This is a genomic window from Pseudomonas sp. C321, assembly GCF_055407105.1.
Genome location: NZ_JBUZRB010000002.1, coordinates 523,253 through 536,390 on the forward strand (window position 1 = coordinate 523,253; position 13,138 = coordinate 536,390).

The 13,138-nt window shown below is 61.3% G+C and carries 12 protein-coding genes; 6 read left to right on the top strand and 6 right to left on the bottom strand.

Annotation, left to right across the window (positions count from 1 at the left end; translation table 11 throughout):
• Positions 1 to 6: 6 nt before the first annotated feature.
• From ACZRJ6_RS08410 to ACZRJ6_RS08430, 5 genes are all read right to left on the bottom strand, one after another.
• Positions 7 to 543, bottom strand: coding sequence for a DUF3299 domain-containing protein (locus ACZRJ6_RS08410; RefSeq protein ID WP_463967577.1), 537 nt, complete (start codon positions 541 to 543; stop codon positions 7 to 9).
• 86 nt (positions 544 to 629) lie between these two features.
• A complete protein-coding gene (locus tag ACZRJ6_RS08415; RefSeq protein ID WP_463967576.1) occupies positions 630 to 875 on the bottom strand; it encodes a GlsB/YeaQ/YmgE family stress response membrane protein in 246 nt (81 codons plus the stop codon).
• Between the two features lie 99 nt (positions 876 to 974).
• Entirely contained in the window at positions 975 to 2,060 is a 1,086-nt protein-coding gene (locus ACZRJ6_RS08420) for a 5-(carboxyamino)imidazole ribonucleotide synthase (RefSeq protein ID WP_463967575.1), read from the bottom strand.
• A 12-nt stretch (positions 2,061 to 2,072) separates the two neighbouring features.
• Positions 2,073 to 2,564, bottom strand: coding sequence for a 5-(carboxyamino)imidazole ribonucleotide mutase (gene purE, locus ACZRJ6_RS08425; protein ID WP_149412540.1), 492 nt, complete (start codon positions 2,562 to 2,564; stop codon positions 2,073 to 2,075).
• Between the two features lie 255 nt (positions 2,565 to 2,819).
• Entirely contained in the window at positions 2,820 to 3,743 is a 924-nt protein-coding gene (locus ACZRJ6_RS08430) for a LysR substrate-binding domain-containing protein (RefSeq protein WP_463967574.1), read from the bottom strand.
• Positions 3,744 to 3,924: 181 nt separating this feature from the next.
• Here ACZRJ6_RS08430 and aspA point away from each other — a divergent pair, with 181 nt between their 5' ends.
• The 6 genes from aspA to ACZRJ6_RS08460 all read left to right on the top strand — a co-directional run bounded on the left by aspA (position 3,925) and on the right by ACZRJ6_RS08460 (position 11,530).
• Positions 3,925 to 5,349 carry an aspartate ammonia-lyase gene (aspA, locus tag ACZRJ6_RS08435; RefSeq protein ID WP_133100705.1) on the top strand — a complete coding sequence of 475 codons (1,425 nt, stop codon included), beginning with the start codon at positions 3,925 to 3,927 and terminating at the stop codon, positions 5,347 to 5,349.
• Positions 5,350 to 5,683: 334 nt separating this feature from the next.
• Complete coding sequence (locus ACZRJ6_RS08440) at positions 5,684 to 7,135, top strand: alanine/glycine:cation symporter family protein (protein WP_463967573.1); 1,452 nt, start codon at positions 5,684 to 5,686, stop codon at positions 7,133 to 7,135.
• Between the two features lie 69 nt (positions 7,136 to 7,204).
• Positions 7,205 to 8,191 carry an asparaginase gene (locus ACZRJ6_RS08445; RefSeq protein ID WP_463967572.1) on the top strand — a complete coding sequence of 329 codons (987 nt, stop codon included), beginning with the start codon at positions 7,205 to 7,207 and terminating at the stop codon, positions 8,189 to 8,191.
• Between the two features lie 61 nt (positions 8,192 to 8,252).
• Positions 8,253 to 9,245, top strand: coding sequence for an AraC family transcriptional regulator (locus tag ACZRJ6_RS08450; protein ID WP_463967571.1), 993 nt, complete (start codon positions 8,253 to 8,255; stop codon positions 9,243 to 9,245).
• 156 nt (positions 9,246 to 9,401) lie between these two features.
• Positions 9,402 to 10,442 (top strand): histone deacetylase family protein, encoded by a 1,041-nt coding sequence (locus ACZRJ6_RS08455; protein ID WP_463967570.1) that lies wholly within the window; start codon positions 9,402 to 9,404, stop codon positions 10,440 to 10,442.
• Complete coding sequence (locus ACZRJ6_RS08460) at positions 10,439 to 11,530, top strand: polyamine ABC transporter substrate-binding protein (protein ID WP_463967569.1); 1,092 nt, start codon at positions 10,439 to 10,441, stop codon at positions 11,528 to 11,530. Before ACZRJ6_RS08455 ends, ACZRJ6_RS08460 begins: the two co-directional genes overlap by 4 nt.
• Before the next feature lie 33 nt (positions 11,531 to 11,563).
• Here ACZRJ6_RS08460 and pdxR read toward each other — a convergent pair whose 3' ends face one another.
• Positions 11,564 to 13,117 (bottom strand): MocR-like pyridoxine biosynthesis transcription factor PdxR, encoded by a 1,554-nt coding sequence (pdxR, locus tag ACZRJ6_RS08465; protein ID WP_463967568.1) that lies wholly within the window; start codon positions 13,115 to 13,117, stop codon positions 11,564 to 11,566.
• Positions 13,118 to 13,138 lie beyond the last annotated feature (21 nt).

Genomic DNA, 13,138 nt, shown 5'->3' on the forward strand with positions numbered 1-13,138 from the left:
TCGCGCCTACAAGTCCGACTCCTTGACCACCCGCACCTTCCCTGCATCCAGCGCATAAGCCGCATCAGCCAGGTCATTGTTGACCGTCTCCACCGTCAACGTGCCGGTCACCCACAGCGGTGTATAGATGTCATCGAGCGTCAATCCCTTGGGATAACGCACCAGCACCAATTGGTTGGGCGGTGGCGGCGGTACGTGAATGCACGCGCCTGGGTACGGCACCAGGAAGAACAGCGTGCTGCGACCCTTGCCGTCGGTTTCCAGCGGCACCGGATAACCGCCGATACGGATGTTCTTGCCGTTCATCGCGGCCACGGTCTTGGTGGAATACATCACCGCCGGTAAACCCTTGCTCTGCTTCAAGCCACCCTTGTCGGTAAAGGTGCCATTGGCTTCGGGGGAGTCGTGGTCAATATCCGGCATTTGTTCGAGGGCTTTCTGGTCCGACTTGGGCATCAGTTCCAGCCAGTCGGTTTCCGGCAGCTCGCCAGCGTGGGCCAGGCCAGTGCCCAGTAAAAGAACAGTCAACAGAAGACGGCGCATGGAGGGGCTCGGCAAAAGAAAGGACGAAAGTCGCCGGGCATTCTAGCCCTCTGCGCCTGCGCAGCGCAGAGGGCATGGTCGCTGAATTACTTCTTTTTCAGCAGACCGTAGATCACCAGCAGCACGACGGCACCTACTAGCGCACCGAAGAAGCCGGCGCCCTGGCCAGCCTGGTAGATACCCAGCGCCTGGCCACCGTAGGTAGCAATCAGGGAGCCGGCGATACCCAGCAGGATGGTCATGATCCAGCCCATGCTGTCGTCACCTGGTTTCAGGAAACGTGCCAGCAGGCCGACAATCAAACCGATAAAAATGGTTCCAATAATACCCATGGCATTTCCCTCTGAATGAATTTAGCTAGAGCCTAGTCAGACTTTGGCATCCTGCAATCAGAGGCTGGCGGATACCAATGGTTCCCGCCAACTCATGGCTTATTGCTCGGCGATCAGCGCCTCGACCTTGAGGATCTGCTGCTCCAGGGTCGCGCGATCCGCGCAACGCAAGTTGGCATGACCGACCTTGCGCCCGACCTTGAACGCCTTGCCGTAGTGGTGCAGATGGCAGTCATCAATGGCGATGACCTTGTCCACAGGCGGGACAACACCGATAAAGTTGAGCATTGCGCTCTCGCCGACCTTGGCCGTCGAGCCCAACGGCAAGCCCGCTACCGCCCGCAGGTGGTTTTCGAACTGGCTGCACTCGGCGCCTTCGGTGGTCCAGTGCCCGGAGTTGTGCACCCGCGGGGCGATTTCGTTGGCCTTGAGGCCGCCGTCGACTTCAAAGAACTCGAACGCCATCACGCCGACGTAATCCAGCTGCTTCAATACGCGGCTGGAATAGTCTTCGGCCAGGGATTGCAGCGGGTGGTCGGTGCTGACCACAGACAGCTTGAGGATGCCGCTGTCGTGGGTGTTGTGCACCAGCGGGTAGAAGCGGGTTTCGCCATCGCGAGCACGCACGGCGATCAGCGAGACTTCACCGGTGAACGGCACGAAGCCTTCCAGCAGACAGGCGACGCTGCCCAGCTCGGCAAAGGTGCCGACCACATCGGCGGCGGTGCGCAGGACTTTCTGACCCTTGCCGTCATAACCCAGGGTGCGGGTTTTCAGCACGGCGGGCAGGCCGATGGCAGCGACGGCGGCGTCCAAATCCACCTGGGACTGGATATCGGCGAATGCCGGTGTCGGGATGCCGAGGTCCTTGAACATGCTCTTTTCGAACCAGCGGTCGCGAGCGATGCGCAAGGCTTCGGCGCTCGGGTACACCGGGACGAACTGCGACAGGAAGGCCACGGTTTCGGCTGGGACGCTTTCGAACTCGAAGGTCACCAGGTCGACTTCTTCGGCCAACTGACGCAGGTGATCCGGGTCGCTGTAGTCAGCCCGAAGGTGTTCACCCAGGGCAGCCGCGCAAGCGTCCGGCGCCGGATCAAGGAAAGCGAAGTTCATCCCCAGCGGAGTTCCCGCCAAGGCCAGCATGCGGCCCAGTTGGCCGCCACCGATTACACCGATTTTCATCAATCAACAACCTCAGGCGATGCGTGGGTCTGGATTGTCCAGGACGTTGTCTGTCTGCTCAGCGCGGAATTTTTTCAGTGCCACGTGAAACTGCGGGTGCTTGGCGCCCAGGATGCTGGCGGACAGCAAGGCTGCGTTGATCGCACCAGCCTTACCGATCGCAAGCGTTGCCACCGGAATACCGGCCGGCATCTGCACGATGGACAACAGCGAGTCTACGCCCGAGAGCATCGACGACTGCACCGGCACGCCGAGTACAGGCAGATGGGTCTTGGCCGCGCACATGCCCGGCAGGTGAGCTGCGCCACCTGCACCGGCGATGATCACCTCGATGCCACGGGATTCTGCTTCATCGGCATACTGGAACAGCAAATCTGGCGTGCGGTGGGCGGAGACCACCTTCACTTCATAAGGAATGCCGAGCTTTTCCAGCATATCGGCGGTGTGGCTAAGGGTGGACCAATCGGACTTGGAGCCCATGATCACGCCAACCAATGCACTCATCGTCGTGCCTCTTCTCTCTGGGCGCCCGCAGGCGCGTCAAAAAACAAACAAGCCACGCGGGAAATCCGGCGTGGCTTGTTGTACGAATTAGGGCCGGTTGGACCGGCCGAAGGCCGCGCAGTATACCGTAATACTGTAGATAAACAGCCCCTTGGACGACCATCTGTCTTACACCCTGAACCGGTGGTTTTATTGACTCCAAGGTCAGCGAAAACACCGTAAATCAATGTGGGCGCTGGCAAGCCAGCGCCCACATTAACCGAGCTCCGCCGGGGAGCTCTGCGCCACGCCACCTTCCAACTTGCGCCACAACAACCGCACATTGGCCTTGCGCACCAGCGCACAGCGGTACACGCGAATCTCCAGCGGTACATGCCATTGCGGACCGCCGCAGACTACCAACTCACCCCGAGCCAGTTCGGCACGCACGCTCAAGCGCGGCACCCAGGCGATGCCCAGGCCTTCCAGGGCCATGCTTTTAAGGCTGTCGGCCATGGCGGTTTCATAAATGGTGGTGAATCGCAGCGCGCGCTGGCGCAGTAGCAAATTCACCGAGCGCCCGAGAAACGCCCCCGCGCTGTAGGCCAGCAGCGGCACACTGCCTTCGCCTTCCAGGTCGAACAGCGGCTTGCCGTCAGCATCAGCGGCGCATATGGGGAGCATTTCGGTGTTGCCCAGGTGCAGCGACGGGAAGATTTCGGCATCCATCTGCATCGCGGCGTCCGGGTCGTAGAACGCCAGCATCAAATCGCATCCGCCCTCACGCAGTGCATGTACGGCGTCGCCAACGTTGGTGGCCACCAGCCGCGTCGCGATGTTCAAGCCTTCGTTGCGCAACTGGGCGATCCAGCGCGGAAAGAAGCCCAGCGCCAGTGAGTGCGCCGCCGCCACTTGCATGACTTCGCCCTGCCCGCCTTCCAGGTGATGCAGGTGACGCAGCACTTCACCCAGCTGTTCGACCACGGTACGCGCCGTCACCAGAAACAACTGCCCCGCCGCTGTCAGCTCAACCGGCGTGCGCGAGCGATTAACCAACGTCAGTCCCAGCGCCGCCTCCAGGCTGCGGATGCGTCGACTGAACGCCGGCTGGGTGACGAAGCGCCGCTCTGCCGCCTGGGAGAAGCTGTGGGTGGCGGCCAGGGCGCTAAAGTCTTCCAGCCATTTACTTTCCAGATTCATCTCGTCCTCCCCGGACACGCACCATTTTGGTTCACACGTCCGACATGATAGCCGGGTCACACCGACATTATGCCGTTTATGCATAGGCCAGTGCTTAATAGCATTGGCCCAAAATCTTCTGCAAGCCTAGCATTCACAGCGTTCCGGCCTAGCCCGGGTCCATATTGAGATGATTTCCGTCATGTCCTCCGCTGCATCATTCCGTACCGAAAAAGACCTGCTTGGCGTACTCGAAGTACCTGCTCAAGCGTATTACGGCATCCAGACCCTGCGAGCGGTGAATAACTTCCGTCTCTCTGGCGTTCCGATTTCGCATTACCCGAAATTGGTGGTCGGTCTGGCGATGGTCAAACAGGCCGCCGCTGACGCCAACCGCGAGTTGGGCCAGCTCAGCGAAGCCAAGCACGCTGCCATCAGCGAAGCCTGTGCCCGTCTGATCCGCGGCGATTTCCACGAAGAGTTCGTGGTGGACATGATTCAAGGCGGCGCTGGCACTTCAACCAACATGAATGCCAACGAAGTCATCGCCAACATCGCGCTGGAGGCCATGGGCCACAGCAAGGGCGAATACCAATACCTGCACCCCAATAACGACGTGAACATGGCGCAGTCGACCAACGACGCCTACCCGACCGCGATCCGCCTGGGTCTGCTGCTGGGCCACGACGCACTGTTGGCCAGCCTCGACAGCCTGATCCAGGCGTTCGCCGCCAAGGGCGTCGAGTTCAACCACGTCCTGAAGATGGGCCGCACCCAACTGCAAGACGCCGTGCCGATGACCCTCGGCCAGGAATTCCGCGCCTTCGCCACCACCCTGGGTGAAGACCTGGCGCGCCTGAAAACCATGGCGCCGGAGCTGTTGACCGAAGTCAACCTGGGCGGCACCGCCATCGGTACCGGCATCAATGCCGACCCACGTTACCAGGCCCTGGCCGTCCAGCGCCTGGCGACCATCAGCGGTCAACCGCTGGTACCGGCTGCCGACCTGATCGAAGCCACCTCCGACATGGGCGCCTTCGTACTGTTCTCCGGCATGCTCAAGCGTACTGCGGTGAAGCTGTCGAAGATCTGCAACGACCTGCGCCTGCTGTCCAGCGGCCCACGCACCGGGATCAACGAGATCAACCTGCCGGCACGCCAGCCAGGCAGCTCGATCATGCCCGGCAAGGTCAACCCGGTAATCCCGGAAGCGGTCAACCAAGTGGCGTTCCAGATTATCGGCAACGACCTGGCGCTGACCATCGCGGCCGAAGGCGGCCAACTGCAACTGAACGTGATGGAGCCGCTGATCGCCTACAAGATCTTCGACTCGATCCGCCTGCTGCAACGGGCCATGGACATGCTGCGCGAGCACTGCATCGTCGGCATCACCGCCAACGAAGCCCGCTGCCGTGAGCTGGTGGAGCACTCCATCGGCCTGGTCACCGCGCTGAACCCTTACATCGGCTATGAAAACGCCACCCGCATCGCCCGCATCGCCCTTGAAAGCGGCCGCGGCGTGCTGGAACTGGTGCGTGAAGAAGGCTTGCTCGACGACGCCATGCTCGACGACATCCTGCGCCCGGAAAACATGATTGCCCCGCGCCTGGTGCCCTTGAAGGCCTAAGCGTTGCTGCACCGCTCACCAGGTTGAGGGACTAGACACCTCTCACCTTTTGAGGGCTTGGAGATTCATTCTCCAGGCCCTTTTTTTTGCCTGATAAGAGCGTGTAGCTGAAACCTTTAATCGCCCCGTGCAGACGTATAGCGCTCGCCTAGGTATAGTGCCGCCCCTCTTCGCGTCAGTGGTCGGCGGTAACAAGACCCTGGGATGAGCGAAAGCCGCATGAATAACAACCCGCAAAAAGGATTGGGGTCGAACCGTCGTGCACTGCCTGGTGCATTGCGGCGAATCGCGCCGTTCAGGGTTTGCCATTAGAAAAATCAGCGAGGAATACTCCATGCTTGAAGTCATCAACGACTTCCTCTCAGGGAAAGTACTGATCGTGCTCATTGTCGGGCTCGGTGGTTACTTCACGATCCGCTCGCGTTTCGTTCAACTGCGTCACTTTTTTCATATGTTTTCGGTGTTTGGCAACAGCCTGAAAAGCAGCGCTGGCCAACTCAGCTCGTTCCAGGCACTGATGCTCAGCCTCGCCGGCCGAGTGGGTGCCGGTAACATCGCCGGCGTCGGTATCGCTGTAACCCTGGGCGGCCCCGGCGCCGTGTTCTGGATGTGGGTCACCGCGCTGGTGGGCATGTCCTCAAGCTTTATCGAGTGCTCTCTCGGCCAGCTCTACAAGCGCTGCGACTCCGAGGGCCAATACCGTGGCGGCCCGGCCTATTACATCCAGCATGGCCTGCACAAGCGCTGGCTGGGGATGGTCATGGCGTTCCTGTTGCTGGTGACCTTCGGTTTTGCCTTCAACGGCCTGCAAGCCCATGCCGTGACCCACTCGCTGAACAACGCCTTTGGCCTCGATACCACCTACACAGGCCTAGGCCTGGCGGTGCTGCTGGGCCTGGTGTTCGTCGGTGGGATCAAGCGGATCGCATCGATTGCCGACTTGCTGGTACCAATCAAGACCCTGGTCTACATCGCCGTGACCGTGTACGTGATTGTGCTGCAATTTGACCAGGTGCCGACCATGCTGATGACTATCGTCAAGAGCGCCTTTGGCTTGGACCAGGCTTTTGGTGGCCTGGTGGGCAGCGCCATCATCATGGGTGTGAAACGCGGCGTGTTTGCCAACGAAGCCGGCCTTGGCAGTGCGCCCAACGTCGCCGCAGTGGCCTCGGTCGAGCACCCGGTGGCTCAAGGCGTCGTGCAAGCGTTCAGCGTGTTCCTCGACACCTTCGTCATCTGCACCTGCACTGCGTTGCTGATCCTGCTCTCGGGTTTCTACACGCCGGGCTTTGAAGGTGACGGCATTGCCCTGACCCAGAACTCCCTGGCGGCGGTGGTCGGTGACTGGGGCCGGATGTTCATCTCGGTAGCCCTGGCGTTGTTTGTGTTCACCTCGATTCTGTACAACTACTACTTGGGCGAGAGCAACCTGCGCTTCTTGATCGGCGAAAACCGCAAGGCACTGATCGGCTATCGCGCCCTGGTGCTGGTGCTGATTTTCTGGGGTTCTATTGAAAACCTCAGCACGGTGTTTGCCTTCGCCGACATCACCATGACCATGCTGGCGTTCGTCAACCTGATCGCCCTGGCGCTGCTGTTCAAGATCGCCATGCGCATCCTGCGCGACTACGACGACCAACGCGCTGCGGGCATCAAGACCCCGGTATTTGATTCCAGCCAGTTCCCGGATCTGGACCTGGACTTGAACGCCTGGCCAGCCACCCCGCTGAAGCCTGCGCCAACGTCGCAGACCAGCGCTGAACCGGTCGCCCAAGCGCAACGCTAAGGGTGACACGCCGCGTGGCCTTGGGCATGCTCTGGGCCACGCGGTGTACTCGTTCAGGAGATTTTTTCGATGACCCCTTCACACAACGTCATGGTGCTCTACACCGGTGGCACCATCGGCATGCAGGCCAGCGCCAACGGCCTGGTCCCTGCCTCCGGTTTTGAAGCGCGGATGAGCGACTACCTCGCCAGCCAACCTCAACTCAAAATGCCCGCCTGGCGCTTGCGGGAAATGTCGCCGCTAATCGACAGCGCCAACATGACCCCCGCCTACTGGCAGCGTTTGCGTATCGCCGTGATCGAAGCGGTGGATGAAGGCTACGATGCCGTGCTCATCCTGCACGGCACCGACACGCTGGCCTACAGCGCGGCTGCCATGAGCTTCCAACTGCTGGGCCTGCCGGCGCCGGTGCTGTTCACCGGCTCCATGTTGCCGGCCGGCGTGCCCGACAGCGATGCCTGGGAAAACGTCAGTGGTGCTCTGGTTGCCCTGGGCAACGGCCTGGCGCCGGGTGTTCAGCTGTACTTCCATGGCGAGCTTTTGGCCCCGACCCGCTGCGCGAAAATTCGCAGTTTTGGCCGGCATCCGTTTGCCACCTTGCAGCGCAACAGCGGCGTGGCCAAGGCCGATGCAATTCCCCTGGCCCTGAATTATCGTCACGATAAAGCACTCGCCAGCGTCGGCGTGCTGCCCCTGGTGCCCGGCATTGACGCTGCGCAACTCGACGGCCTGATCAACAGCGGCATTCAAGCACTGGTGCTGGAATGCTTTGGCAGCGGCACCGGGCCAAGCGGTAACCCTGAGTTTCTCGCCAGCCTCCAGCGGGCCCGGGATCAGGGCATCGTGGTCGTGGCTATTACCCAATGCCATGAAGGTGGCGTGGAGTTGGATGTGTATGAGGCCGGCAGCAGCTTGCGTGGCGTTGGCGTGTTGTCGGGCGGCGGAATGACCCGTGAAGCAGCGTTCGGCAAGCTCAATGCATTGATCGGTGCCGGGCTTGCATCCGTCGAAATCCGCCGACTGGTGGAACTGGACCTGTGTGGCGAGCTGAACTGATCGTCAGCGGCTGCGGCATGTAACTTGCTCTCTTCCAGCCAACCATTGGCTGGAAGCCTCCATGCTTCACTCTCACCTCACCACCCTCAACGCCGTATCACTGGTACTCAATACCTTCAAGGCCGAAGGCGTACCCAGCGAGGCGCTGCTGGCCGGCAGCGGTATCTGTGGCGCGGACTTGAGCCGTGCTGACACACGCATCACCACCAACCAAGAGATGCGCGTCTGCGCCAATGCCGTGGCCCTGCGCCGTGACATCGGCCTGGAACTGGGCCAGCGCATGCATGTGTCGTCCTACGGCATGCTTGGCTATGCGCTACTGACCAGTGCCACCTTCGGTGACGCTTTGCGCCAGGCCCTGCGCTACCCGGCGCTGTTGGGAACACTTTTTGAGTTGAGCCTGGAGGAAGACGGCCAACGGATTTGGTTAACTGCCAGCGATTATCGGGAGAACCCGGCGCTGACTGAGTTCAATGTCGAGTTTTGCCTGGCCTCGCTGAAAGTCATCTGTGACGATCTGCTTGGCCAGCCCCTGCCCTTGCTCGGCGCCCGGTTCGAACACTGCGCCCCCGACTACAAGACGCGTTATGCCGAGAGCTTCGACTGCCCATTGCAATTTGAAGCCACCGCCAATGCCTTCGCCTTCGACCGGCACTGGCTTGATCAACCGTTGCCCCTGGCCGATGCCATCACCCACCGGGCCATGGCCGAGCGCTGCCGCAAGCAAAACACCGAGTTCACCGGGCGCCAGGCCTGGCTGGGTCGGGTGCGCCTGCTGCTCGCCGCACAATTGAACGCGGCACCGGGCATTGATGGATTGGCCGAGCAGATGAACTGTTCGCCGCGCACCTTGCGCCGCCATCTCCATGACCTGGGCTGCAGCTACCAGGAACTGCTGGACGAACTACGCTTCGAGCGGGCCAAACAGTTGTTGGGAGAGGATGAACTACCGATCTACCGGATCGCCGAGCAACTGGGTTTCAGCGAAACCGCCAGCTTCCGGCATGCCTTTGTGCGCTGGAGCGGAGTCGCGCCGAGCCAGTTTCGGCCTTGATGCGCCATGGGTGGGCGCGGCTGCTTCATTGAGGGGCGAATAACGGACACATACATTGGCCATATTGATCCCCTTTTGGCCGCTCCTGCCGTTCTCCAAAACCCGGCACGCCGCAACACTGCAAGGCACACCCGTGAGCCTTTGGAGAACAACAATATGCTGACGATCTACTCAGACGATCATCATCTGCACCACGGCCGTTGCGAGTTGATGGACGGGCAATTGATGCCCTGCTTCGAAATGCCCTCCCGGGCCGACCACGTACTGCAACGGGTCAAGGATCGCGAACTGGGCCCGGTGCAGGCGCCCCAGGACTTTGGCCTGGCACCGCTACAACGCATCCACAGCCGCGACTACCTGGACTTCTTCAAAGGTGCCTGGCAACGCTGGAGCGAATTTGGCCAGGACGGCGACCTGCTGCCCTACACCTGGCCCGCCCGCACCTTGCGCCGCGTGTTGCCCACTAGCCTGCATGGCCAGTTGGGTTATTACAGCTTCGACGGTGGCGCGCCGATCACCGCCGGCACCTGGCAAGCAGCCTACAGCGCCGCCCAAGTGGCGCTGACGGCTCAACAAGCCATCCAACAAGGCGCCCGCAGCGCCTTTGCCCTGTGCCGTCCACCGGGACACCACGCCGCAGGCGACTTGATGGGCGGCTATTGCTACCTCAACAACGCCGCCATCGCCGCTCAGGCATTTCTCGACCAAGGCCACAAAAAGGTCGCGATCCTCGATGTGGATTACCACCACGGCAACGGCACCCAATCAATTTTCTATGAGCGCAGCGACGTGCTGTTTACCTCGATCCACGGCCACCCGGAGGCGGAGTTTCCATTTTTCCTGGGCTATGCCGACGAGGTGGGCGAAGGGGCTGGCGAAGGCTTCAACGTCAACTATCCGCTGCCGGCAGGTTCAGGCTGGGACAGTTGGAGCGCGGCCCTGGAGCAGGCCTGCCAGGAGATCGACCGCTACGGCGCTGACATCATCGTGGTCTCCCTGGGCGTGGACACCTTCAAGGACGACCCCATTTCCCAGTTCAAGCTCGACAGCCCGGACTACCTGGCGATGGGCCGACGCATCGCCCAATTGGGCAAGCCGACGCTGTTCGTGATGGAAGGCGGCTACGCCGTGGAAGAAATCGGCATCAATGCCGTCAACGTACTCGAAGGCTTTGAACACGAGGGATCTGCACAATGAACACGCTCAAGTATCTGCTCCTGTGCGCTGCGCTCCTTGGGGGCACTGTCCAGGCCGAAGAGAAAACCCTGCGGGTCTACAACTGGTTCGACTACATCACCCCCAAGGCCCTGGAGGACTTCAAGGCGCAGAACCCTGCGATCAAGCTGGTCTACGACATCTTCGACACCAATGAAGCCCTGGAAGCCAAGCTTTTGACCGGCAACTCCGGCTATGACGTGGTGGTACCGTCCAATGTGTTCCTGGCCAAGCAGATCGAGGCCGGGGTGTTCCAGCCCCTGGACCGCGCCCAGTTACCCAACTGGAACCACCTCGATCCCAAGCTGATGAAGCTGATCGAAGCCAACGATCCCGGCAACAAATTCGCCGTACCCTACATGTACGGCACCATCCTTATCGGTTTCAACCCGGACAAGGTCAAGGCCGCGCTGGGAACCGACGCGCCGGTGGACAGCTGGGACCTGATCTTCAAGGAAGAGAACATCAGCAAGCTCAAGCAGTGCGGCGTCGCCCTGCTGGATTCGCCGTCGGAAATCTTGCCCCTGGCCTTGCAGCATCTGGGCCTGGACCCCAACAGCAGCAACCCCAAGGACTACGTCAAGGCCGAAGCGCTGCTGATAAAAATCCGCCCCTACATCACCTACTTCCACTCGTCCAAGTACATGGCCGACATCGCCAACGGTGACATCTGCGTGGCGGTCGGCTACTCCGGCAGCTTCTCCCAGGCCGCCAACCGCGCCAAGGAGGCGAAGAACGGCGTGACCGTGGACATGCGCCTGCCCAAGGAGGGCGCACCGATCTGGTTCGACATGCTCGCCATTCCCAAAGGCTCGAAAAACCCGCAGGACGCCTACACCTTCATCAACTACCTGCTGCAACCCCAGGTGATTGCTCCCGTCAGCGACTTCGTCGGCTACCCCAACCCCAACAAGGATGCCACCGAGTTGGTCGACCCGGCGATCCGCAACAACCCCAACCTGTACCCCACCGAGGCAGCAATGGCCACGCTGTACACCTTGAAACCCTTGGGCCGTGACGCCGAACGCGCCAGGACTCGCGCCTGGACCAAGATCAAATCCGGGACCTGAGCCACACTCCCTCAAGGTTGACCACTCGGAGCGTTATCGGGTCTGCCATGCCTTGCGCAACCGTGCCAGCGCATCGGCGATGGCGGCCTCGGGCACAGCAGCAAAACCCAACACCAGCCCGGCGCGCTGATCAGGCGCAGTGCTGGAGTCGGGCAGCCAATAGTTGCTCAAGCCATTGATCTCGACATCCACCGCACGGGCCTGGTCCAGCAGCTCATGCTCACGGGCCAGGCTGTCGACTCGTACCGTGAGGTGCAGCCCTGCCATGACGTTGGGCAGGCTGCCCACACCTGGCACATCGGCGGGCCAGCCGGCCAGCAAGGCGTTGCGCCGGCTCAAGGCAGCGCGACGCATGCGCCGGATGTGTCGCTGGAAATGCCCCGCCGCCATGAACTCGGCCATTACCGCCTGAGTGCTGACTTCCGAGTGCCGCACATCCACGGCGCGGCGTTGGGCGAAGGCGCTCACCAACCCTTGTGGCAGCACCAGGTAACCCAGGCGCAAAGCCGGGAAAGCTACTTTGCCGAAGGTACCGACGTAGAGCACTCGCCCGCTGCGGTCCAAGGCCGCCAACGGCGCCAGGGGCGCGCCGCTGTAGCGGTATTCGCCGTCATAGTCGTCCTCGACGATCCAGCCACCGCTGCGCTCGGCCCAGGCCAGCAATTCCAGGCGCCGGGCCAGGCTCATGACCACCCCCATCGGGTACTGATGGGACGGTGTGACGTAGGCCAGGTGACAAGCACTGAGTGCATTCAATGCAGTGCAGTCGATGCCGTCACTGTCCACCGCCACGCCGTGGAGTTTTGCCCCGGCAATGGCGAAGGCGTGACCTGCCGCGCGATAGCCCGGATTTTCAATCGCCACCGTGTCCCCAGGCGCCACCAGCAGCTGTGCACAAAGGCTAATTGCCTGTTGCGCGCCGCTGGTGATCACTATTTGCTCAGCCGTGCATTGCATACCCCTGGAACTGCGCAGGTAGGCCGCGATCAGCCCACGCAGTCGCTCATCCCCCGCCGGGTCGCCATAACACAGTTGCTGCAGGTCTGGCTTGCGCCAGAAAGCCGCACTCAGCTTGGCCCATACGTCAAACGGGAACAGATCGAAGGCCGGTACGCCGACGCGAAAAGCCCGCGGCGGGCCGGTGGGTGGCAGGGGCAAATGGTTGTTTTCCAGCCGTCCCAGCGCCGGACTGTGGATAACTTCACTGGATGAAAATCCAGGTGAATTCGGTGCAATTGTGGATAAGGCTGGGGATAAGCCTGTTGATAACCCTGTGGATGGTTTTGTGGATAGTTTTTTGGCTGCCCCTGGGGTTTGCGGCAATTGAGCCACATAAGTCCCGTCGCCGACCCGCCCTTCGATAAAGCCTTCGGCGTAGAGCTGATCGTAGGCGCGCACCACGCTGTTGCGGGAGATCGACAGCGCCATCGCCAGGTCACGGCTGGCCGGTAGCCGGGTTCCGCTGACCAGCCGCCCATCCAGCACCCGCATTCGCAACGCCTGGTAAAGCTGGTGCGTCAGGCCCTGGCGACGGTCCAGCTCAATGCCGGCAGGGTTGAACGACAGTGGGGGCTCTATCGGAGGCATAGCAGGCATTCCAAAAAATTG

What these genes read in the sequence shown, in the direction of transcription:
- ACZRJ6_RS08410 (WP_463967577.1), bottom strand. Translation starts at nt 543, where the DNA reads ATGCGCCGTCTTCTGTTGACTGTTCTTTTACTGGGCACTGGCCTGGCC.
- ACZRJ6_RS08415 (WP_463967576.1), bottom strand. Translation starts at nt 875, where the DNA reads ATGGGTATTATTGGAACCATTTTTATCGGTTTGATTGTCGGCCTGCTG.
- ACZRJ6_RS08420 (WP_463967575.1), bottom strand. Translation starts at nt 2,060, where the DNA reads ATGAAAATCGGTGTAATCGGTGGCGGCCAACTGGGCCGCATGCTGGCC.
- purE (WP_149412540.1), bottom strand. Translation starts at nt 2,564, where the DNA reads ATGAGTGCATTGGTTGGCGTGATCATGGGCTCCAAGTCCGATTGGTCC.
- ACZRJ6_RS08430 (WP_463967574.1), bottom strand. Translation starts at nt 3,743, where the DNA reads ATGAATCTGGAAAGTAAATGGCTGGAAGACTTTAGCGCCCTGGCCGCC.
- aspA (WP_133100705.1), top strand. Translation starts at nt 3,925, where the DNA reads ATGTCCTCCGCTGCATCATTCCGTACCGAAAAAGACCTGCTTGGCGTA.
- ACZRJ6_RS08440 (WP_463967573.1), top strand. Translation starts at nt 5,684, where the DNA reads ATGCTTGAAGTCATCAACGACTTCCTCTCAGGGAAAGTACTGATCGTG.
- ACZRJ6_RS08445 (WP_463967572.1), top strand. Translation starts at nt 7,205, where the DNA reads ATGACCCCTTCACACAACGTCATGGTGCTCTACACCGGTGGCACCATC.
- ACZRJ6_RS08450 (WP_463967571.1), top strand. Translation starts at nt 8,253, where the DNA reads ATGCTTCACTCTCACCTCACCACCCTCAACGCCGTATCACTGGTACTC.
- ACZRJ6_RS08455 (WP_463967570.1), top strand. Translation starts at nt 9,402, where the DNA reads ATGCTGACGATCTACTCAGACGATCATCATCTGCACCACGGCCGTTGC.
- ACZRJ6_RS08460 (WP_463967569.1), top strand. Translation starts at nt 10,439, where the DNA reads ATGAACACGCTCAAGTATCTGCTCCTGTGCGCTGCGCTCCTTGGGGGC.
- pdxR (WP_463967568.1), bottom strand. Translation starts at nt 13,117, where the DNA reads ATGCCTCCGATAGAGCCCCCACTGTCGTTCAACCCTGCCGGCATTGAG.